The organism is Verrucomicrobiales bacterium (assembly GCA_016793885.1).
Lineage (GTDB): Bacteria > Verrucomicrobiota > Verrucomicrobiia > Limisphaerales > UBA11320 > UBA11320.
The window spans coordinates 1-20764 of sequence record JAEUHE010000121.1 but is presented as its reverse complement, the minus strand read 5'-3'; the positions used below and the strand labels follow the sequence as shown (position 1 = coordinate 20764).

17 protein-coding genes are annotated in these 20764 nt (G+C 58.8%); 7 read left to right on the top strand and 10 right to left on the bottom strand.

Translation table 11 applies throughout. The features are described 5' to 3' along the window. Window positions 1-6: 6 nt before the first annotated feature. The 3 genes from JNN07_13600 to JNN07_13590 form a co-directional block, all read right to left on the bottom strand. Window positions 7-2082 carry a TonB-dependent receptor gene (locus JNN07_13600; protein MBL9168767.1) on the bottom strand — a complete coding sequence of 692 codons (2076 nt, stop codon included), beginning with the start codon at window positions 2080-2082 and terminating at the stop codon, window positions 7-9. A gap of 391 nt (window positions 2083-2473) precedes the next feature. Continuing rightward, entirely contained in the window at window positions 2474-3181 is a 708-nt protein-coding gene (locus JNN07_13595; protein ID MBL9168766.1) for a class I SAM-dependent methyltransferase, read from the bottom strand. 57 nt (window positions 3182-3238) lie between these two features. Then, window positions 3239-4216 (bottom strand): N-acetylmuramoyl-L-alanine amidase, encoded by a 978-nt coding sequence (locus tag JNN07_13590; GenBank protein MBL9168765.1) that lies wholly within the window; start codon window positions 4214-4216, stop codon window positions 3239-3241. Between the two features lie 85 nt (window positions 4217-4301). Between JNN07_13590 and hisB the strand changes: the two genes are divergently transcribed. The 4 genes from hisB to JNN07_13570 are packed head-to-tail and all read left to right on the top strand — an operon-like array spanning window position 4302 to window position 6615. Further along, on the top strand, window positions 4302-4964 hold the full coding sequence (gene hisB, locus JNN07_13585) for an imidazoleglycerol-phosphate dehydratase HisB (protein ID MBL9168764.1): 663 nt from the start codon (window positions 4302-4304) through the stop codon (window positions 4962-4964). 37 nt (window positions 4965-5001) lie between these two features. After that, window positions 5002-5604 carry a sigma-70 family RNA polymerase sigma factor gene (locus tag JNN07_13580; protein ID MBL9168763.1) on the top strand — a complete coding sequence of 201 codons (603 nt, stop codon included), beginning with the start codon at window positions 5002-5004 and terminating at the stop codon, window positions 5602-5604. Between the two features lies 1 nt (window position 5605). Further along, the gene (locus tag JNN07_13575) at window positions 5606-6124 is read left to right on the top strand and encodes a hypothetical protein (protein MBL9168762.1); all 519 of its coding nucleotides are present in this window, start codon (window positions 5606-5608) and stop codon (window positions 6122-6124) included. A gap of 2 nt (window positions 6125-6126) precedes the next feature. Then, window positions 6127-6615, top strand: a complete 489-nt coding sequence (locus JNN07_13570; protein ID MBL9168761.1) for a hypothetical protein — start codon at window positions 6127-6129, stop codon at window positions 6613-6615. Between the two features lie 8 nt (window positions 6616-6623). Here JNN07_13570 and JNN07_13565 read toward each other — a convergent pair whose 3' ends face one another. Genes JNN07_13565 through JNN07_13550 form a run of 4 tightly spaced genes read right to left on the bottom strand, consistent with a single transcriptional unit; the run spans window position 6624 to window position 11327 of the window. Then, on the bottom strand, window positions 6624-7250 hold the full coding sequence (locus JNN07_13565) for a hypothetical protein (GenBank protein ID MBL9168760.1): 627 nt from the start codon (window positions 7248-7250) through the stop codon (window positions 6624-6626). 5 nt (window positions 7251-7255) lie between these two features. Continuing rightward, window positions 7256-8725: a sodium:solute symporter gene (locus JNN07_13560; GenBank protein ID MBL9168759.1), complete on the bottom strand. Its 1470-nt coding sequence runs from the start codon at window positions 8723-8725 to the stop codon at window positions 7256-7258. A 31-nt stretch (window positions 8726-8756) separates the two neighbouring features. Beyond that, window positions 8757-10457 (bottom strand): iron ABC transporter permease, encoded by a 1701-nt coding sequence (locus JNN07_13555; GenBank protein MBL9168758.1) that lies wholly within the window; start codon window positions 10455-10457, stop codon window positions 8757-8759. 39 nt (window positions 10458-10496) lie between these two features. After that, window positions 10497-11327 carry a purine-nucleoside phosphorylase gene (locus JNN07_13550; protein MBL9168757.1) on the bottom strand — a complete coding sequence of 277 codons (831 nt, stop codon included), beginning with the start codon at window positions 11325-11327 and terminating at the stop codon, window positions 10497-10499. Between the two features lie 123 nt (window positions 11328-11450). Here JNN07_13550 and moeB point away from each other — a divergent pair, with 123 nt between their 5' ends. Then, on the top strand, window positions 11451-12599 hold the full coding sequence (moeB, locus tag JNN07_13545) for a molybdopterin-synthase adenylyltransferase MoeB (protein MBL9168756.1): 1149 nt from the start codon (window positions 11451-11453) through the stop codon (window positions 12597-12599). A 274-nt stretch (window positions 12600-12873) separates the two neighbouring features. On the opposite strand, the gene JNN07_13540 is transcribed toward moeB, so the two are convergent. The 3 genes from JNN07_13540 to JNN07_13530 all read right to left on the bottom strand — a co-directional run bounded on the left by JNN07_13540 (window position 12874) and on the right by JNN07_13530 (window position 16279). Further along, complete coding sequence (locus JNN07_13540; GenBank protein MBL9168755.1) at window positions 12874-13830, bottom strand: substrate-binding domain-containing protein; 957 nt, start codon at window positions 13828-13830, stop codon at window positions 12874-12876. Continuing rightward, entirely contained in the window at window positions 13812-15152 is a 1341-nt protein-coding gene (locus JNN07_13535; protein MBL9168754.1) for a Gfo/Idh/MocA family oxidoreductase, read from the bottom strand. Before JNN07_13535 ends, JNN07_13540 begins: the two co-directional genes overlap by 19 nt. 293 nt (window positions 15153-15445) lie before the next feature. Further along, window positions 15446-16279: a heme-binding protein gene (locus tag JNN07_13530; GenBank protein ID MBL9168753.1), complete on the bottom strand. Its 834-nt coding sequence runs from the start codon at window positions 16277-16279 to the stop codon at window positions 15446-15448. A 360-nt stretch (window positions 16280-16639) separates the two neighbouring features. Here JNN07_13530 and JNN07_13525 point away from each other — a divergent pair, with 360 nt between their 5' ends. Together JNN07_13525 and JNN07_13520 are read left to right on the top strand one after the other, a co-directional pair. Next, the gene (locus JNN07_13525; GenBank protein ID MBL9168752.1) at window positions 16640-16942 is read left to right on the top strand and encodes a cytochrome c; all 303 of its coding nucleotides are present in this window, start codon (window positions 16640-16642) and stop codon (window positions 16940-16942) included. Window positions 16943-17173: 231 nt separating this feature from the next. Further along, entirely contained in the window at window positions 17174-20368 is a 3195-nt protein-coding gene (locus JNN07_13520; GenBank protein MBL9168751.1) for a lamin tail domain-containing protein, read from the top strand. Window positions 20369-20764: the final 396 nt, after the last annotated feature.

The window sequence follows — 20764 nt, the reverse complement described above, 5'->3', positions numbered from 1 at the left end:
CAGCTTTCAGAACTTTACTGTCAAGCGACCGAATACACTCCTGGGTATCTCGACCCTTGAAGGGCTGCTGAAGCTGTTGAATTCTGGATGTCGGTTGTCGAGTAGGTTGTGTCCATGGAGGCTCAATTCCACCCCTCGCCAGGGTTGCCAACTTACTCCCAGATCGAGCCGAAAATAGGGGGGTGCCGGCTGATTGGGCACCTGGTCTACATAGTAGAGAGCGCCGCTGAGTTCGAGATCCTGCGTCAAGTCGTAGCTGGTCCGGACATGGACCTGATGTTGGGGGCTATCGCCCTCCTCGCTATCGACGGGGCGGATGTTCATCCGCAGCCAGGTGTAACCGGCGGTCCATTTCCACGAGTCGGTGACATGCCACACCGCAGCGGCCTCGACGCCGAAGGTCTCGGCCCGTTGGGTATTGAGGGGAGAGATAGGCGCGAGAAGGTGCGGCGGGTTGGACTGAGCTATAGGATCAAGGTCTTGGAGTATTCTGAGGTCGTCGTATAGGTTCAAGAAGGCCGCGACATCGATCGATAGCCGCGCTGAGGGCTCGATCCGGTAACCGAACTCGTGAGCGAGGAGGTTCTCGGAATCGTAGCCGTCCCGACCCACGACGCTGGCGAGGACCGTCGGGGTGGGGCCGATACCGGACGGGAAGGCGCGGACATGAATGCGTCCATCCCGCTCGTAGCGGGATGGGCTTCTCACGGCCCGAGACACTGAGATCCAAAGAGATTGGTGCAACGAGGGTGTCCAGATCAGTTGTGCCCCGGGCTGGATCTCGACCCCCGAGTAATCATTGTGCTCAATCTTAGAGCCAACAGTGAGTCGCAGTTGATCGTCGATCAAAGTGATTTCATCCTGCAGGAAGGCTCCCACTAAATGGTCGGTAAGCCCTGCGGGATTGAAGCTGGATCTTCCTGAATCCATGAGGAAGCGGTCCTTAGTAATGCGGTATTCGATGCCCGTGAGAAACTCGTGACTCTCGCCCAGCTTGAACTGCTGCTGCATGTCGAGACTGCCTGTGTCGCGCAGTTCGTTCACTCCCAGATAACTGCGTTGTGTTCGGTCGTAGAAGGCTTGGATCGTGAGTTTCGAATCCTCCGATAGAGGGTGAGTGAAACGAGTCAGCGCATTTCCCCCGCTGTAGCGGTGGTTCTCGTTGACGTCGATGTAGTAGGGTGCGACCAGGATGGGTACTCGTTCCGCTCCTCGAAAGGAGCCGGCGTAATAGTCCCCTTGGAAAGTCAAGCGCCGCTCGTCGCTGAGATATTGATCCAGTCGAAGTCCTCCACGGTACAGTTTCCAATCGTCGGCTGATTCGATCCGATCCAGGCGGTCGAAACCCTCGCGATCCGTGAAGCTTCCGTAGACCCGGTAATACAGATTGCTGGACAACACACCACCGTAGCGCGCGCTGGACACATTTCTGTCGACTGAACCGAAGCCCGTGGAGAGGAGGGTTCCCTGGGTTTCCTTCGCGCTCCGAGTGATGATGTTGATGACGCCGTTGACGGCGTTCGCACCCCAGAGCGTCGCCCCAGGTCCGCGGATGACTTCGATGCGTTCCAAGTCTTCCAGTATCGGGTTCTGCGCATCCCAGTAAACGCCGGCAAAAGTCGGCGAATAGACGGTTCTGCCGTCTATCATGACCAGCAGTTTGTTGGCGTACTGGTCGTTGAAGCCCCGTGAGCTAATGGCCCACTGGTGTTGGTCGATGCGGGCGACGTTCAATCCGGGCACCATCCGCAGCGATTCGGCTATGGTAGTATGGCCGTTGCGTCGGATTTCATCTGGGCTGATGACCGAGATGGCGGTCGCGGCGTTCCCCAGCCTGGTCTCCTTTTTGGAAACCGAGGTCACTGGTTCATTCATCAGTTCCTCGAGGCTCAGGTCTGCGACTCGCTTGCTTTCATCCACGCTGTCAGCGTGCATCCTCGTGAGAGTGATGCTGAGCAGAAACAGCGCGTGAAGGAGCCCTAGGGCGGCGTGCCGATGGGGTGTTGGAAGCGTGCGGGCGCGAGGCGCACCACCGGGATCGCCATTCTTTGGCGGTTGTTGCGCTAACTCAGTGATTTGCATGACCTCTAGGAGTCGGTGCTTGTCGAAGGGTATTCCAACCGGTGACTCCGCCGAAACTTCCCCCGAAATGTCAGCTCCGAAGCTCCAGTCCAACCCGGGTATACATCGGCACCTTAGGTGGTTGCTTGACCTCTCCTTGAGCCCGGTTTGCAAGCCGTTTGGAAATCAGAAGTCTGGTGCGTCTGCTCGCCCGCAGTGCCTGCGCGGAGGCGACGATGGTAGCACGGAGCGAGGGAAAGTCGCTAACGGTCCCGCTCTGCGATTCGCGCACAGTTTGGGCCGTCGCGGCTTGGTTCTTTGGTTAAAGTCCCAACCGACGGCGCTCCCCCCGGTCACTTCCCACAGCTGAAACCGTGCCCCATCAACCGGCAGTCATTTGCGAGGTGGTGCACTAGTTCTCAAAGGGGCGCAGCTCGTAGCGAACGTTTTTGACCTTTCGAGCCACCGCCAGCATGGCGGTGGCCAGGCTGGGAAGCGGGCGGAAGAGGGGGCTTAACAGGTCGCTTCCACCCGGAAGCCAAAACTCCACGCCGTGCATGGCCTCAACCTCAAAGCCGTTATTCTCGATGGCGCGACGAAGCAGCCGCGTGGTCCAATCGCGTACATGGCCGCTGCGATACTTGGCTCCGAAGGCCGGGGTCTCGTTCAGCAGCAGTCGTAGTAGCGTATGTGGCGAACGGATGTTGGGGGTTGTCACCATCAGGCTGCCGCCTGGTTTAAGCACTCGGTTGAGTTCGGTGAGCAGCCAATCGGTATCGATGACATGCTCGATGGTCTGCCCACAGAACACGGCATCTATCGACTGGTCCGCCACGTCGAGGACGTCGCTGGAGAGATCCTTGATTTGGTGGGAGGAGAAGCCGGCTTTGAGGGCCAAGGCTGAAAACTGGGTTGAGACATCCACTCCCACGATGTCGTGCTGCGAGCAGAAAGGGCTCAGCAGGTATCCATCGGCACACCCCACATCCAGGACGCGTTGCCGTGTTTGTCCGAGACGTGATCCTAGAATTCTGCGCACGAGCCTGACCTGGTAGTTGTCCTTCCCGCGCCAGGTGGCGTGGGCTTGGTCATGGGAACGATGCAAATCAGCCAGGTTCATCTGCCCACTAGCTAGCCATCGGGTGGAGGTCTTTGGCGAGCGGATTTTGCCGTTGGCTTAGGAGCCGGTGATGGCTTTGTAGCTGTTGACCGCCTCCACAATGGCCCGGGCCAGCTTGGTTCGTTCTGACGCGGAATAAATCCAGCGGGCCTCGGCGGGGTTGCTCATGAAGCCTCCTTCGATCAGAACGGCTGGCATGGTGGCGTCCCGAAGTACGGCAAAGCGCGCTCGTCGCAGTCCGCGGTCCTCGCGGCCCAATCGACGAACCAGAGACTTTTGCAGTTCGAAGGCCAGCTGCAGATTGCGTTCGTCCCATCGGTTTCCGGGGGAGGCTGGCGAATCGGCTCCCTCTCCCCCGGCGTTGGTGGAACTGGCGCCTACCGGGGTGAGGCAATAGACCTCCACACCCTGAGCCGAGGGGACATCGGCCCCGTTAAAGTGCAGGCTGAGGAACAGGTCGGCGCGGGCTCGTTGCGCCACATTCGGGCGCACGGGCAAATCGACTTTGGCATCGGAGGTTCGGGTGTAGACCACCCGGTAGCCGGCCCGGGTGAGCTGCTTGCCCAGCTCTTTGGCGAGTTGGAGCGTGAAGTACTTTTCGTAGCGGTTGCCGTCGCGTTTACCGGTGTCATCGCCCCCGTGTCCGGGATCGAGACAGATAATGCGTGGAGAGCCGGCGGTGGAACGACGAGGGAACAGCAGTGGCTGGAGAGTCGTCCGAAGGTCCAGCCGGGGTATAAAGGCATCGCGGTCTCTCATGATCACCGGAGCCGAGATCCACACCCACACGCCGTTGATCTTGATGCGTCGGGAGTCGTGGTTGAGAATCAGGGTATGGCGAGCGTTGCTGAGCCTGAGTTCCTGATCCTGAACCAGCCATCGGGGGGTGAACTGGTTTTCTCGAGCCCAGGAGGAGACTTTAAAATACTCACGGCCTTGAAACGAGACGCCTTCCACTCGCGCTGGTGAGGCACCTCGTGCGCCGCTGACAAAGGCCAGCAGCAGGCAGGCGAGGATGGCAGCAAGCGGGTGCACGCGGTGCCGGAATCTGCCCTCCGGTCCACCAGGTGACAAGAATTAACGCTTGGGTTTTGCCTTTGAAGTCTGTTTATTTCCAGTCATGACTGTGCGGAAGGCCCGAATCAAGCGGGTTACCAAAGAAACTCAGATTGCCATCGATCTCGCCATCGATGGACGGGGTGCATCCAAGATCTCCACCGGGATCCCGTTTTTCGATCACATGCTGGTGTTGTTTGCCAAGCATTCCGTGATGGATCTTCGGTTGCGTTGCCAGGGAGATTTGGAGGTGGATGCTCATCACACCGTGGAAGATTGTGGGATCGCCTTGGGGCAAGCCCTGTTGGCGGCCTTAGGCGACAAGAAGGGGATTCGGCGCTATGGTTCGGGTTTTGACCCGAGGAATCCGTTCACCGGGGAGGCTTATGTGCCTATGGATGAATGTTTGGCGCGCTGCGTAGTCGATTTTAGTGGGCGACCGTATTTGGTTTGGCGGGGTATGGACCCCCTGGCCTTGAAGCGAGTCACGACCCAAGAAAAGAACCAGGACATGTCTAGTGCCTTTCGATTTGGTCTAGCCCGCGAATTCTTCCAGGGATTTGCGAATGAGGCTCGATGCAACCTTCATTTGGAGTTACTGTATGGGGAGGAGCCGCATCATGTCTGCGAGGTGCTTTTTAAAGCGTTTGCAAAGGCGGTAGATGTTGCTTGTCAACGGGATCCGAGAATTCTTGGGCAGCTCCCAAGCACCAAGGGGAAGCTGTGACTTTCCCTGAATACCTTGGTAGCTAACCCAGTCAAACATGCCAGCTCGGGATAATTACGCTGAACAACCCGACGATCGCCTCGTGAAGGCCGCCCAGCGCGGGAACATGAAGGCGTTCGAGGAGTTAGTCGGTCGTCACCGAGACAAGATCTATGCTCGGGCGTTCAGCATGATGCGGAACGAGGAAGAGGCGATGGATCTTTCCCAGGAAGCCTGGGTGAAGGGTTGGCAGCGTCTGAAGCAATTCGAGGGTGAATCGAGCTTTGTGACCTGGATGACTCGGATTGTGATCAATCTGTGTCTGGATCAGCTGCGCAAGCACAAGCGGCAGCGGGCAGAGTCGATTGAGCTCCTGGAAGAAGAGTCGGGCGGGGTTGAGCGGCAGATGCCGGTCGTGACTCATAATCCCACCCAGGGTTTGGAACGGACGGAGTTACGGAAGCGAATCGATGAGGCGTTGGGCAAGTTGTCCTCCGCGCACCGCACAGTACTGGTTTTACATGAGTTTGAAGAGCTGGAATATAAAGAGATTGCCAAGCGAATGGAGTGTTCGATCGGGACGGTCATGTCCCGATTGTTCTACGCGCGCCGCCGCATGGCCACTCTGATGGCCGCTTATAAACGAGAGGAGATGAGCTGACATGAAAGAGGACATAGGAATCAAGCTGCAGGCTTACGTGGATGGTGAGCTGTCGGGCGGCGAGAGATTGGCTCTGGAGAAACTTCTGGCCGAGGATGCGAGCCTGCAGGCTCTGCGTCAGGAGCTGGTCATGGTGAAGGAGGCGCTGCGGGAGGCCGATCCCGTAGTGAGCGTGCCGGCCAGCCGTGAATTTTATTGGAGCCAGATTGAGCGTCGACTCGAACGCGTGGAGGCTCAGAACGAAGTGGCCGCAGTGAGTGGGGGCTGGTGGTCTGGGTGGTTGCGTCGAACGCTATTACCTCTGACCGGCACTGCTCTGGCTGGCCTGGTCTTGATCATGAGCTTGCGAGACGGGTCCCTTCCCGGCGTTTCTGTGGCATCCTTGCACGAAGAGACGGAGAGCCCCCTGGAAGAAACGAGTGCAGTCACCTTCCGATCGGAATCTGAGAAGGTGACAGTCGTTTGGCTTTATGATAAAGACCAAGCTTCGTCCGAGGTGGTTTCGGATGATGTGAATTGAAGATGCGTTGTTCTATTGCTTTCTGGCGGGTGTGTCTCGCTAGTGTTCTCCTCACGGCAGGGCCGGGAGTCTTGCGGGCTGCCGATATCCGACTGGAGGCGTTGCTGGTTTGGGCTACCAATGATGGAAGCTCGCCCAAGCCCGAGCACAAGCCCATTCCTCCTGAGCTGAAGAAGAAGTTCGACAGCATGCCCTTCAAGTGGAAGAACTACTTTGAGGAGAAGAAGGTTTCCTTTGGGATTACCACCAATCAGTATACCAAGGTGGAGATCAACAAAGTCTGCTACTTTGACGTGAAGGATCTCAGCGAATCACGCATCAAGGTGAAGCTCTACGGCAAGGATAAAGAGGTCATCCGGCATGAAAAGCCGCTTCCCAAAGGCGAGACCTTGATCTTTGCGGGAGACGACAAGAATGACAACAGCCAGAGCGCCTGGTTCATTGTCATTCGCCACGAGACCGCCAAGCCAACTGCCCCGGCCAAGCCATAGCAGCCCGCTTATCTGCGGGGAAGGCGGTCCTTGTTTTTGAACAGCTTGATTCCCCACCAAGCCATCCAGCCGACCAACCCTGCGGCCAAGAGGATCGAGAAATTTCGTAGCGTCCGCGCCCGCTTCATCAGGCGTTGATTCTCCTCCTGATAGGCCATTTTCAGGATTTGAAATTCGGCATCGACCGAGGGTCCGCTTACTTTGTCCTCCTTCAATTGAATCACATTCCACGTCCCGGTTCCCACCTGGGAGAACAGCTCCGGCAGGTGCGCCATCTGTTCGGGATTCGGTGGGTCGAAGCCAAATTGTCGCCAGGTGTGGCTGGAGAGTTCCGACCAAACTCGGACCCAGCCTTGGTTCTCACCCATGACTTTGATCCGGGCCCAGAATCGCTCCCGCAACGTGTCGGCCTGATCAAAGTGCGCAAAGGCCTCGCTATGCAGTCGGGCTTCCAAGCCGGCAACTTGGACTCCAATGGCTCCCAGGATCTCTCCCTCGTCGGACTCGGCCACCTGAAATTCCTTAAAGCGCCGTTCGAACTCAGCCCAAGGAAGCTGCTCGAGCTTCCACAAAGGAACCAATTTGGGCAGGTCATCGAGAGTCGCACGGCGAACTGATCTCAGGGGAACGTTCACGCGGGTCACCCTACTTCAGAACAAGGGGGCCGTCTAGAGTTAGGAATCAGCATCAGCGCGGTCAACAGGCCGTTCAGCATGAGAAGTTCAAAGCCAAACCGGTAGCCTCCGAACCATTCGGCGGAGTGGCGCTCCAAGATCAGGCACAGCAGTGGGCTGGCGATGCAGATCCAGGGCACCCATCCGTCCCGCACCTGCCGGCGGCAGAGGAGGCCGAAGGAGAAGAGTCCCAGCAACGGACCATAAGTGTAGGTCGCCAGCTTAAGCACCACGCCTATGATCGCCTGATTGTTCCACCAGCGGAAAGCCAAGATGACCAGCAGGAGCAGGATCGCGAACAGGAGATGCACCAGATGGCGCCGCCGGGTCTGATCCCGAGCATCGCTGAGCTCGGATTCCTTCCATCCCAGTATGTCGATGCAGAAGGAAGTCGTTAGCGTTGTCAGCACGGAGTCCGCGCTGGAGAAGGTCGCAGCGGTTAACCCGATCACGAAGACGATGGCGGCTAGCGGTCCCAGGTGCTGCAGCGCTAGACTCGGGAAGAGCTGATCCGTCTGCTTGGGAATATCGATGCCTTGAGACGCGCAATACGCGTAGAGCAGCGCTCCGAGGCTTAGGAACAACGCGTTGACCAGGACGACTACCAATCCGAACCAATAGAGGTTTTTCTGAGCATCCTTGAGGTTCGGGCAGCTCAGGTTTTTCTGCATGGAGTTTTGGTCCAATCCGGTCATGACCACGGCGATGAAAATGCCGCTCAGAAACTGTTTCCAGAAATAGTCCGGGCTGTGCCAGTCGCCCCAAAAAAAGGTTTTGGTATGTGGGCTTTGCGCGAGGGTGTCCATGAGTCCCCGGGCGTCCAACCCCATTTTCCGCATCATGATCGCGATGGAGAGCACCACCCCCAGCAGCAGAAACGTGGATTGAAAGGTATCGGTCCACACCAGAGTTTTAATCCCTCCCCGGTAAGTGTAGAGCAGGATGAGCGCGATGATGCCGCTGACCGAGAGCCAGAACGGAACCCCCCAGGCATCGAAGACAAAAGTCTGAACCACAGTGGCCGCCAAAAAAAGTCGAGCGGCGGCCCCGAGCAACCGGGAGAGCAGGAAGAAGGCGGCTCCCGTGCGTTGGGAGACGGTTCCGAACCGCTCGCGCAGGTATCCGTAGATGGAAGTCAGGTTCATCCGATAATAGAGCGGCAGGAGCACCGCGCCGATGAGGATGTAGCCGACCATGTAGCCGAGCACGACCTGCAGGTAGGAGAACTTTTGGGTTCCGACGCTGCCGGGCACGGAGATGAAGGTCACCCCTGACAACGAGTCTCCGATCAATCCAAACGCGACCACGTACCAAGGTGAGGATTTGTTCCCCAGGTAATAGGCCGAGCTGCCGGCATTGCGGCTGGTCACCCAGGCGATACCCAGGAGAACGGCGAAGTAGACGCCGATGCAGCTCAGAATCAGCGCAGGAGACACAGCGTGGCGAGAGGGGGGGTGGATGTTGGAATCATGCGCGGAATAACTGACCGAGCTTCTTACCGAGGAGTCGTCCGGCGAGGAGCAAGCTGGTGGTGAGCAGGAGCATGCCGATGACGCCCAGGGCGCAGGCGATTCCGGGAGCTCCGGGATCGATGCGGCCCATAAGCACGTAAATCATCTTGGTCAGGGGAAAATAGACGTCCTTCATGGCCAGAATTAAGCCATCGCTCACCTCGAGCATGGCGAAAGAGAAGGTGAGCAGGGTTCCGGCGACCAAGTGGCCGGTGACGAGTGGAAGGGTGATTTTGCGAAGGGTTCGCCAGGGGCTGGCACCCAAATTGGCGGAAGCTTCCTCGAGGGTGACGCTGGTTTGCTGAAAACCCGCGTAAGCGGACCGGACAATGTAGGGGAGGCGTCGCACGCTGTAGCTGATGACCAGCAGGAACACCGGGTCGAGACGTGGGTTCAGCCACGGGGTCTCGAAGTCAAAGGCGGCTACATAGCCAAAAGCCAGCACCAAGCCGGGCAGTGCCAGCGGCAACATCGAGAGAGCATCCAGCAGTCCTGCGCACGGGATGCGCCGGCGGGTGAGCAGCCAGGCGATTGAAACTCCCAGGACCAGGTCTACCAAGGCGCTGAGGCTGGAATAGTGGAGGCTGTTCCGGATGCTGCTGGCGGTGAGGCCATGTCCCCACAGTGAGGAATAGTGCTCGGTGGTCCAGGTGTCCGGGAGGACCGAGAAAAACCAGTGTGCTGAGAACGATTGTCCAACCACTGCGAAATGGGGCAGCAGGGCGACCAGGGTCCAACCGCCGAGCAGCGACCAGAGAAGAAAGGTTTGGAATGGCGTGGCGGGTTGCTCGCTCCCCGTCACATGGCCGCGTGGGAGCATCTCGAATCGGCGTCCCGCCAGCCATCGTTTACTGACTACAAACAGCACCAGTGTCATGATCAACACGAAGGTGACGAGGGTGTAGCCCAGCGGGTTGGCATTCAGGTCATTGATGGCATCGAAGATCTGCATCGGCACCACCCGGGAGTATCCAAAGATGAGAGGGGTGCCCAGGTCGGTGAACGCGGCGATGAACACCAGTATTGCTCCGGCGAAGTACCCGGGGAGGATCAGGGGGAGCGTGACGGTTCGAAAGAGTCGCCAATGGCTGGCCCCCAGGTTTTGTCCCGCTTCCTTCAGCGACGGGTCGAGATTGGCGAGCGCCGCGCTCAGGTTGAGCAGGAGGATGGGATACAAGTTAAAGATCTGCAGCAGAATGATACCCCCGAAGCCCCCGCTGCCCAGCCAATCGATCGGATGATCGCGGCTGAGCAGGCCCAGATCCATCAGGGCCAGATTCACGGAACCGAAGCGGGCCAGCAGCTGCTTCAACCCAATCGCACCGACAAAGGGTGGCATGATCAGGGGGACGAGAAGCAAGGCGTTCAGCCAGGTCCGACCCTTGAAGCTGAATCGCGTCGTGCACCACGCCATCGGCAAGGCGACGAGGGTGGCACCCCCTGTGGTCACGAGCGCGATCATCAGGCTGTTAAGCAGGGATTCGCGCTGGAGCGGGCTTTGGAGAAGGAGTTGGAAGTTGACTAGCGAGAGACGCCCTTCGACGAGAAAGGCTTCCTTCAGCATCAGGCCGGCTGGGTAAAACAGGAAGATTCCGAAAAATGCCGCCAGAACCAGGAGCAATGCGACGGTCCCGGGCGTGAGGTCAAAGCGTTTCATAGCCGGCCCTTCGTTCCGCGAGGCGTGGTGATTGCATGGTCAGGCTTGAGCATAGAGACAAGCGAATCGAGATAGCAACTCAGTGGCCTGCCGGCCTGCCGCCCGGCCGCACTCGATCACTTCGTCGTGGGAAATGGGCTTCACGCTGAGTCCTGCCGCGGCATTCGTGATGCAAGATAGGCCGGCCACGCGCATTCCCAGACTGCGGGCCACGATCGCTTCCGGAACCGTGCTCATGCCGACCGCGTCGGCTCCCCAGCGTCGAAACGCCCGGATTTCAGCGGGTGTTTCGTAGCTCGGTCCAGAGACGGCAAGATAGACCCCGGAGTGCAGCCGCACCTTGGCGGTCCGGGCTGCCTGGACTAGCAGGTCCGCCAGTCCCGGATCGTAGGTCTGGCTTAGGTCCACGAACCGGCTGGCACCATCGGCTGCACCTCCGCGGAGGGGATTCTCGCCCAGGAAGTTGATGTGGTCCGTCAGGCGCATGAATGTGCCCGGGCGCAGGGTCCGTTTGATGCCGCCAGCCGCGTTCGTGAGCAAGATGGCTTGAATTCCCGCTGCGGCCAGGGCACGGATCGGAAAAGTTACGTCCCACAGCGAGTGTCCTTCGTAGTAGTGGGCTCGCCCGCTCAGCACGGCCACCGGTGCTCCTCCCAGCGTGCCGCACAGGAGGCGTCCGGCGTGGCCGGGGACGGATGGCTTGGGAAAACCGCGCAGCAGATGATAGCCCAACTCGGAGCGGACTTGGAGCGCGGCTGTCACCGGCTGAAAACCACTGCCCAGCACCAGGGCGAGCTTGGTTCCCGGGAGCAGGTGATCTCGGATCAGCTTCGCGGAGGACTGGAGTCCCCGTGCTCGGGAGGGATTCATGCGTGAATTCAATGGTGGGTGCATTTTCCGGCTTCGCCACCACTTGCCAAGGCAAACCTTCGGCCTTCCTTTTCATGGGCTTGATTTCTCCTCCCGTCACCCTACTGTCTTTGTTTCTGGCTTATGCAACTCAGTAACGACGAAATTCGACGATATTCGCGACACCTTATCCTCCCCGAGGTGGGCATGGCTGGGCAGAAGAAAATCTGCTCCACCAGCGTGCTTTGCATTGGGGCGGGCGGCCTAGGATCTCCCATCGCCATGTATCTGGCGGCTGCCGGTATCGGGAAGATCGGCATCGTGGACTTCGATACCGTTGATTTTTCCAATCTGCAGCGCCAGCTCCTCCATGGGACGAGCGACGTCGGCCGACCCAAGGCTGAATCTGCCAAGGAGACCATCGCACAATTGAATCCTGGGGTGGAGGTGGTGATCCACAACACTCGGCTGACCAGCGAGAACGCGATGGAGATCATCGCTCAGTATGACATCGTGGTAGATGGCACCGATAACTTTCCGACCCGCTACCTCACGAACGATGCCTGCGTTCTGCTCAAGAAGCCGAACGTCTACGGCTCGATCTTTCGCTTCGATGGCCAGGCGAGCGTCTTCGCTCCTCATCTGGGCGGACCCTGCTACCGCTGTCTCTATCCGGAACCGCCGCCTCCGGGCATGGTGCCGAGCTGCGCGGAAGGTGGCGTGCTCGGTGTCCTTCCGGGGATCATTGGTTGCATCCAAGCCACTGAGATTTTGAAATTGGCTCTGGCCAAGGGAAGCTCCCTTATCGGGCGCCTGATGCTGTTCAACGCTCTCGACATGAAGTTCCGCGAGCTAAAGCTGCGTCGCGATCCGAAATGCCCGCTTTGCGGTGAGAAGCCCACGATTCACGGGCTGATCGACTATGAGCAGTTCTGCGGCATCCCGGCCGAGCCCGCGACTCCGACCTCCAACCCGGACGAGGTGACCGTTCAGGACATGAAGAAGGCCTTGGACGATCCGAAGCTGAACATCAAGGTGGTCGACGTTCGCGATCCCGACGAGTGGCAGATCTGTCACGTCAACGGAGTGCAGCTCATTCCGCTCGGCTCCTTGCCCCAGCGCTTTACGGAGCTAGATCCCAACCAGGCCATTTACCTCCACTGCAAGGGCGGGGTTCGCTCGATGAAGGCTCTGAACTTCCTCAAGGAACAGGGGTTCAAATATGCCAAAAGCGTGAAGGGTGGCATTACGGCCTGGGCGGATGAGATCGACCACTCCGTGGCTAAGTACTGAGGCCGACGGCCTCTCCATGAACTCTTTCCTCTCCGCGTTCTCCGCGCCTGCGCGAGAGATTCCGGCAGTCCTTCCGAGTCAGTGGAGGGATCTTTTCTGGCGGAGGCGCGGAGAACGCGGAGGAGTACTAACTCAGCGAGAACCGAAGGATCGCGCAGATCAGCCCGATCAAAGCCAGCTCCCCTCCATGAACCAAGGCTCGTTACCTCGGCTCCGACACTTAGGCCTGTAGGGGACGACATCAGAAGTCCTTCCTATGAAAGGGCGTCTTGCCTCACCTTAGGAAGATGGAGCGAAGCAGGTGAGTGGTCGTGGGAAGATCGCGCAGCAGCGCTGCCCAGTCTACGGTCGGCTGAAGGGCCTCTGAGTGGGTGGCGGGCTCCAAGGCGGCGGCTCCCTCCAGGAAGGCGAGTGATTCTGCTGAGCGGAGGTAATCCATCAGCTCCTGAGCCTGAGCGGGTCGTCGGCTGCCTCGGATGATGCCGACGGTGTTGGGCATCCGCCATCCCTCCGCTCCCAGAGAGACTCCACGCACCGGCCATCCTTCCCGCTGTCCCGCCGCGATATCATCCGAATCCGTGAGTCCGATCAGCGCCTGACCTCGCGCTACCAGTCGGACGACCATTGAGTTGCCCTCCGTCAGGATCAGCTCATTGCGACTCAAGCCCGCGCACCACTGTTTCCAGATCTCCTCGCCCCACCTCTGGCGCAGCACACAGAAATGTGTCGCGGTGGATCCGAAGAGCGGCGAAGCCATGGCCACTTTTCCGCGCCAGCGGCTGTTGGTGAGTTCGAGCAGGGAGGCTGGGACAGTCTCTGAGATTTGGGCCTGGGCGATGGCCTGCGTGTGGATCACCCATTGGCGGCTTCGTTGACCGAAGGCCACCCATCCATTGGTCTTCCGAAACACCCCGGCCGCGGCGAGTTGGCGCGTTCGAAATTCTTCATTGCTCCAGAAGACGTCGGCCAAAGGACGATCGCGTTCGGCTAGCAGCCGATTGGCCAGCCCGACCGTCTTGACCGCCTCGCTGTCGTAGATGGCTTGAACGGGGACGCGAGTGCGTTCGGTAAACCGTCGGAGCAAGGGCTCCGCGTAGACCTGATCCTGAGAGGCGTAGACGGTGAGGCCTGACGGTCTCTGTTGCCCACATCCCCAGAGAACGCAAAAGCACCCGATGGATGCGATGGCGAGAGCCCAGGCCTGGATGATCCTCAGCCTTGGTATTCCCATCCTTTGCGATACTCGGTTCGGATGTATTGGTTGGCCTCGGGCGCGTTGGTCACCTGGAGGCGCTTCGCATCCCATTCGATCCGTTTACCGGCGCGCAGGGCCACATTGCCCAGGAGCACGGCTTCGGTCATCGGGCCGGCATACTCAAAGTTCGAGAGAGTTTTGCCGGCTCCTTTGCAGGCTTGGATCCATTCCAGATGTTGGGCGGCATCGTTGTCCTTGTCGGCTCCTGGGAGTCGCGGGAGCTTCGGAGAAACACTCGCATAGTCTTCCATTGTGGCGCCGGAGGTGAACGTTCCCTTGCCCCAATAGTTTGGCACATAGAGGCTGTCCTTGCTGCCAACCATGATGCAGCCGTTGCCGGGGAGCTCTTTGGATTTTGCGAGAGCGGGGGAAGGCTTTTTTCCACCGTCATACCACACCAGCTTCACCGGGCCGCGGCGGCCAGATTTCGGAAATTCATAGGTGATGATGGACCAGGCTGGCGCCGTCTCGGAGTTCACTCCGGAGGACGTCGCTTCGACTGCGCGAGGGTCGCGCAAACCGAGGGCGAAGAACGCGAGATCCATGTTGTGGCATCCCATGTCGCCTAGAGCACCGGTGCCAAAGTCCCAGAACGCCCGCCAATTGAACGGGACGCAGCCTTCGTGAAAAGGGCGGTAGGGCGCCGGTCCGAGCCAGAGGTCCCAATCCAGATGTTCGGGCACGGCGGCTGCTTTGGGGCGATCGTGACCCTGCGGCCAGATCGGCCGGTCGGTCCAGACATGCACCTCTTGGATGTCGCCCGCCACCCCCGCTTGAATCAGTTCCACCAGGCGACGCGAGTCGACTTGAGAGTGTCCCTGATTGCCCATCTGAGTGACGACTTTGTGCTTCCGGGCAAGCTGGGTGAGAGTTCTAGCTTCCCAGATCGTGTGCGTCAGGGGCTTCTGCAGGTAGACATGTTTCCGGAGCTGCATCGCGAGCACAGCCGCATGGAAATGCGTGTGGTCAGGAGTCGAGATGGTGACGGCGTCGATGTTCTTGCCTTCCTTTTCCAGCATGACTCTGAAGTCCTTGAACGTCCTGGCCTGGGGGAACGCTTGAAAGGTGCTCGCGGCATTCTTCTGATCGACATCGCAGAGCGCGACCACGTTCTCGGATTTGCAGTAGCCGATGTCCACCCCGCCTTTTCCGCCGGCGCCGATGGCCGCGATGCTTAGCTTTTCATTGGCGCCCAGAACCGGCAGGCGAGAGACAAACGGAAAAGCCAGAGAGCTCACGGCCGTGGTGCGTAGAAACCGACGACGGGAGGAGAGTGGGAAGAGGGACGATGTGCTCATGGTTGAAGTTGTAGCAAAAGCGTTTGGGCCGGGTAAATGACCGAGTTCTAAGGAGGTTCTGCCTCAGACCGACGAGGCTTCGTCGGTCTGAGGCAGAACCTCCTTGGTTAAACCTAAAACCGGGAATGAACTAACCACGGATCTCACGGATGACACGGATTAAAAAGGGGTTGTGACAGTCTTTGACGGAAGATCGCAGTCCCTTTCCGAGCGATGAGGGTCGTCCTTCCAAGTCTTTGCGGATCCGTGTTATCCGAGAGATCCGTGGTCACAGTTGACCTTTGTAGTCTGAGCTATCGTTGCGGGCCGACGGGATGAGTCCTGGGCAGAGCTTCGGCGATTCGCTTGGCCTCGTCCCCGACGGTGGGGTGTCCCCAGCCACTCGCACTGACGGGGTGTCCGTACTCATCCTTCTTGAGATCGTGAACGATGTTATCGTCCTTGGTGGCGCTGACTCCGGCGGGCACGTTGTCAAAATTCAGGGCGTGTCGAAGTTTCCACGCGATGATGTGATCGGCGCAGGAGGTGTCACCGCTGACACCGAGTGCTCCAATGAGCCTTCCGTCCCGGTCGTAGAGAGGCAAGCCACCCCCGAACGTGTTGATTCCGCCGATGCGTTTGCCGACCATCGGATCGCAATCGGTGCCATACAGGAGAGCTGACCCGGAGTAGGCCGCGTCGGTGTTAACCGGGTTGCTATCGGCCAGTCCGTAGAGACTCCCGCCCGGTTGAACTGCGGAATAGAGATTGGCGGTGGAGAGCGCGAGTTTGGGCAGGCTGAAGGCATTGGCAGCGTTGGCCTTTTGGGCGGAGATCACCCGGCTGCCCGGCCATTGATCGCCTCGGTTGCCGCCCGAGAAAGCAACTCCCAGGACCACGCCGTCACGATTGACCACCGTGACCCACATGTTCAGAGCGAAGCCGCCATTATTGCCATCGCGAACGACTTTTCGCAGGGCTTCTTGGAGTTCTCGGTGCGAGGGAAGCACCCGGTAATCGATGGAGAGTCCGCTGGTTCGAGAGAAGGCAGGCAAGGAGGGAAGGGGGTCGCTCGCCAGGTTGAATGGCATTGCGAGGAAAGCCAGGCTTGTGACTGTCAAAGAAAGCAATGAGAGGGGTGATTTCATAGATATTCGTTTGAAGAAAGGGGCTAAATTGATCCTTGTTCGACGAAGCGGGCGGGCCAAATATTCGGGGGCAGGTCTTCCAGCCAGTGGATCAGTCTGGGATGCGTCGGCAACCATCCATCCGACGCTCTGATTTCAGGATGGCGTTTCGTTGCGCTTGCTTCATCTCGTTCTCTGGGTGCCGCCAAGCCCGTCCGGTTGGGCCAATGTTTGCCCAGAAGTCCCTTTTGCCTCCCCACACCTACCTTGCTTCTTCTGATCACTCCGGGTAAGAACGAATCTATGATTCATCGGTCGGTTGTTCCGCTGCCCCTGACACGATCATGGCAACGGGTCTTCCTCTCTGCTTCCCTGCCCTGTATGGCGCTCTTTCTCTTAGGCGTCGCGGTTGCCTCCGTTCAAGGCGCCAATGGCGATGCGATTTTCCTGAAACACTGCGCGTTGTGCCATGGGAAAGACGGGAAGGCTCAGAATCCTGCTGCTCGGAAGCTGGGCGTCAAAGACCTGTCGGAGAGTAAGGCGACGGACGCCGAGATCGTGAAACAGGTGACCGAAGGAAAAAAGGACGACCGCGGGAATCTGAAAATGCCCGGGTTTCGGGAAAAGCTCACTGGTGAAGAGATCCAATCGCTGGTCGTCCTAGTGAAACGGTTTCGAAGATGAGCCCTTCTCGCCTGATTCGGCACTTGATCCTGAAGTTCTTCCGGAGTATCCATATACCCTGTAATCAATAGGAATTGAGGTTTTTCGGGATGTGCCATTCCTAATGCCTCCTGCCATGTCTTAAACCCACAATTCCTTTCGGCGGTGAAAGAAAGCCCCACTCGGTTTCGTAGAGTGAGTGTGGCGCATGAGAACCGTTGATCCAATTTGGCTCGTTCTAACGTTGTAACTATGAAGACTCTGGACCTCCCTGGAGCTGGTTCTCGGCCGCCCGCGTCCCACGCCGCGATCTGGTTCCGGTTAATCTGCCTGGTGGTTTCGATGAGTGCCGGCACCCATGGAGTCTGCGCCAGTGACACGGGAGTGGTGCCGCCTTCTTCGCCCTATTTCAGAATCCTGTGCATCAACGAGTTGCAGTCGGACAATCGTTTCACCCTTTTTGACAATCGTCGAGAAGCAGACCCTTGGGTCGAGCTCTATAATCCGGGGCCCAAGCCTCTTTCGCTCGAGGATTTTTCGCTTTCGGACAACTATTATCAGTTCCAGCGGTGGCGCTTTCCGAAGGGTTCTGTGATCAATCCAGGACAGTATCTGATCGTTTGGCTGGATGGGGAGGCCGAACAGAGCAACTCCGACCAATTCCATTGTACCCTGAGGCTCAACCCGAAGGGGGGATCTCTAGCCCTCTCCATGCTGATCCAGGGCAAGCCGATGGTCGTGGACTATCTAGACTACCCTGCCTTGGACACCGACCTCTCCTATGGGTTGGACCAACGGCCGCAACTCGGCGGACGGTATCGGATCTTCGCTCAGCCAACCCCAGGTGGGGTTAACGCCATGACCCCCTCGCTGGTGATCAACGAGTGGCTGGTGTCGCCTCCCCGGCCTCAGGCGAGCTGGTTTGAGCTCTACAATCCGGGCCGAGAAACGGTGGATCTGACCGGGCTCTCTCTCTTCCTTTTTGGTCCTACGACCCAGTCCCCTATGTTTCCGATTCCGAAGGGAAGGAAAATTGCCGGGGGGGGCTTCTTCCGGGTATGGGCCGATGGGAATCCGGATCTGAACGCGACCGATCCATCTGGTTTGCACGTTCCGTTTCGTCTGCCTAGCGACACCTTCACCTTGCAGCTCTTTGATCAAGCTGGCTCACTGATCCACCAGGTGGTCACCAAGGTCCCCGATGCCAAGCGAGCCGAGGCTCGCTATCCCGATGGGGCGCGCTTCGTTGGATTGGTGGATCTGCCTACCCCCGGTGCTCCGAATGTGGGTGTGCCGCGATTCACCCAGATTCCGCAGGATCACCAAGGTCGGGCCAGCGAGAGCTGGTCTTGGAGTGCCGCGGCCGTCGGGACCCTGCCGATTCGCTTCCAGTGGTACTTCAACCAGACGCCAATCGCCGGCGCGACCTCATCGACGCTCGACTTCAAATCGCTGCGACCCTCGGATGCGGGATTTTATCGGTTGGAGGCCTTCAACGTGGCTGGGTCGACCTTCTTGGATCTCCAGCTACAGGTAGCGGAGCTTCCGCGGATTACGGTGGATGCTCCCTTGGAGTTACCTGTTTCGGTTGGCAAAGTCCTCCGTTTGCCGGCGGGTGCGTTGGGGACAGGGCCTTTGGAGTTCCAGTGGAAGCGCAATGGCGTCAACATTCCCAATGCGAATCAGCAATCCTATACCAAGGAGATCATTGATTTTGAGGATGGCGGAAGTTACACGGCGGTGGTGGCCAATGGAGCGGGAGTGGTTCTAAGTACTCCGGTTCGAGTGCTGATAGATTTACCGGTGGTGAAGGCGGCCGACGATTTTCGCGATGCCTTCGATCTGAAGGAGGATCCCAGCGGCTCTTTGCGGAGTTCCAATCGCGGGGCCTCCCAGGAAAAGGGGGAACCGCTTCACGATGGGAATTCGGGCGGTCGTTCCGTCTGGTTTCGCTGGCGTGCGACGAAGGACGGAATCGCGGCCTTCAACACGCGTGGCAGCACCTTTGACACGCTGCTGGCGGTTTATACGGGGGAGAGCGTCAACACGCTCAAGAAGGTGGAGAGCGATGACGATGGCGGGGCTTACTACACCAGTTCCTTGCGTTTCAACGCCTCGTCTCGTTTGCAGTATTACATCGCGGTGGATGGTTATGGCGGGGACACCAACGATTTCCTGCTTCACTGGAACCTGAATTCCACGAGCCTGAAGATTCCTGAGATTCTGAGGCATCCTGATAGTCAGACGGGTGTTCCGGGCAACCGTGTTCAGTTCAGAGTCGTGGCGAACAACGCCTCGGCGTTTCAGTGGCTCTTCAATGGCAACCGGCTATTCGGGCAAACGGACGATGTATTGACCCTGGACAAGGTGGATGTGAAGTCGATCGGCCTTTACTCGGTGCTGGTCACCAGCCCGGACCGCCAGGTAATTCAAAGCCGTCATGCGCGCCTTCAGTTGGGAGACTTGCCTCGAGAGGTGTGGGAGGACAAGTACGACCCTCCCTCTCTGCCGTTTTCGGTTCCCAGCCTGACGGGTGAGGACCAAGCCGGGTTGGCGGAAGTCGCCACGGTCTCGGTGACCGCCGGGACGATTGGTTCTCAGTTCCTCAATCTCAAAGGGGCCGCTGGCCAGCCGAGCGAACCACCTCCCTGCGGTGTGGTCGGGGGGTATTCCTTGATCCAAAAGTTTCGCCTGACGACTAACGCCACCCTCATCGTGGACACCTTTGGGAGCACTATCGACACCGTGCTCTCGATCTATTCCATCGGAGCCGCGCCTCCGCTGAAGTATGTGACCTGCAACCGCAATGGGGCGAGCAGCCTGGTGCAGTTCGCGGGGAAATCGAGCACCACGTATTACGCCTTTATTGATGCCGTTAAGGGGGACACCAACGATCTGGTCCAGATCAATTGGCGCTGTGGGGAGCTGCCTTGGTTGCAATCGGTCCCGTTCACAAACACCGTCAACTCGGGCGACTCGTTTCAGCTCACCACGCGTCATGTCGCCGTTCCTCTGGTGACCAGTGTCCAGTGGCTGCTGGACGGCGTTGTGATTCCAGGTCAGAACTCCACCAATCTAACGATTTCACCCGCGGCACCGGAGCATGCCGGCAATTATTCCATCGTGCTTAGCAACGCCATGGGATCGGTGACAGGTTTGGTCGCCAATATTTTTGTCAGCGTCCCGTTCCAGCTCTCCGCCAGTCCGCTGGAAGGGCAGAAGGGAACCGACGTAATCCTGCATGGACTGGCCGAGCAAGGGTTCATGGTGGAAGCGTCGCTGGACATGCAGAATTGGTGCTACTTCTATCTTAACTCGATTCCTCTCGACCCCTTCGAGTATGTGCTCGCGAATCCGGAAGGTTATTCCAAGCTCTTCTTCCGCTGCCAGCCCTGGCCGGCTACTCCACCGTATTCTCCGACCCCTTGTCCTCTAAATTTTCCCTAGCAGCCTGCCGGGTTGGGATCCCCCTCCGGGGGTGCGGAAAAGCTGTAGAGGGCTACAGCACTCCATACGCTTCGCAAGGGGCATGACGCTCTGGAGTGCGGCAGACCTCTGCCGCTTTGGTTTCCCCAGCGGAGCTGGGATCCCCCTCCGGGGGGGCGGAAAAGCTGTAGAGGGCTACAGCACTCCATATGCTTCGCGAGGGGCATGACGCTCTGGAGTGCGGCAGGCCGGTGCGGGTGGGGACTGCCCAGCGCAGCTGGGATCCCCCGCCGGGGGGGCGGCTAAGCTGTAGAGGGCTACAGCACTCCATATGCTTCGCGAGGGGCATGACGCTATGGAGTGCGGCAGACCTCTGCCGCTTTGGTCTGCCCAGCGCAGCTGGGATCCCCCTCCGGG

Coding starts and splice junctions, on each gene's coding strand:
- JNN07_13540 (MBL9168755.1), bottom strand. CDS start 13,830: ATGGGAATACCAAGGCTGAGGATCATCCAGGCCTGGGCTCTCGCCATC.
- JNN07_13595 (MBL9168766.1), bottom strand. CDS start 3,181: ATGAACCTGGCTGATTTGCATCGTTCCCATGACCAAGCCCACGCCACC.
- JNN07_13520 (MBL9168751.1), top strand. CDS start 17,174: ATGAAGACTCTGGACCTCCCTGGAGCTGGTTCTCGGCCGCCCGCGTCC.
- JNN07_13550 (MBL9168757.1), bottom strand. CDS start 11,327: ATGAATCCCTCCCGAGCACGGGGACTCCAGTCCTCCGCGAAGCTGATC.
- JNN07_13570 (MBL9168761.1), top strand. CDS start 6,127: ATGCGTTGTTCTATTGCTTTCTGGCGGGTGTGTCTCGCTAGTGTTCTC.
- JNN07_13525 (MBL9168752.1), top strand. CDS start 16,640: ATGGCGCTCTTTCTCTTAGGCGTCGCGGTTGCCTCCGTTCAAGGCGCC.
- JNN07_13600 (MBL9168767.1), bottom strand. CDS start 2,082: ATGCAAATCACTGAGTTAGCGCAACAACCGCCAAAGAATGGCGATCCC.
- moeB (MBL9168756.1), top strand. CDS start 11,451: ATGCAACTCAGTAACGACGAAATTCGACGATATTCGCGACACCTTATC.
- JNN07_13580 (MBL9168763.1), top strand. CDS start 5,002: ATGCCAGCTCGGGATAATTACGCTGAACAACCCGACGATCGCCTCGTG.
- hisB (MBL9168764.1), top strand. CDS start 4,302: ATGACTGTGCGGAAGGCCCGAATCAAGCGGGTTACCAAAGAAACTCAG.
- JNN07_13535 (MBL9168754.1), bottom strand. CDS start 15,152: ATGAGCACATCGTCCCTCTTCCCACTCTCCTCCCGTCGTCGGTTTCTA.
- JNN07_13530 (MBL9168753.1), bottom strand. CDS start 16,279: ATGAAATCACCCCTCTCATTGCTTTCTTTGACAGTCACAAGCCTGGCT.
- JNN07_13555 (MBL9168758.1), bottom strand. CDS start 10,457: ATGAAACGCTTTGACCTCACGCCCGGGACCGTCGCATTGCTCCTGGTT.
- JNN07_13575 (MBL9168762.1), top strand. CDS start 5,606: ATGAAAGAGGACATAGGAATCAAGCTGCAGGCTTACGTGGATGGTGAG.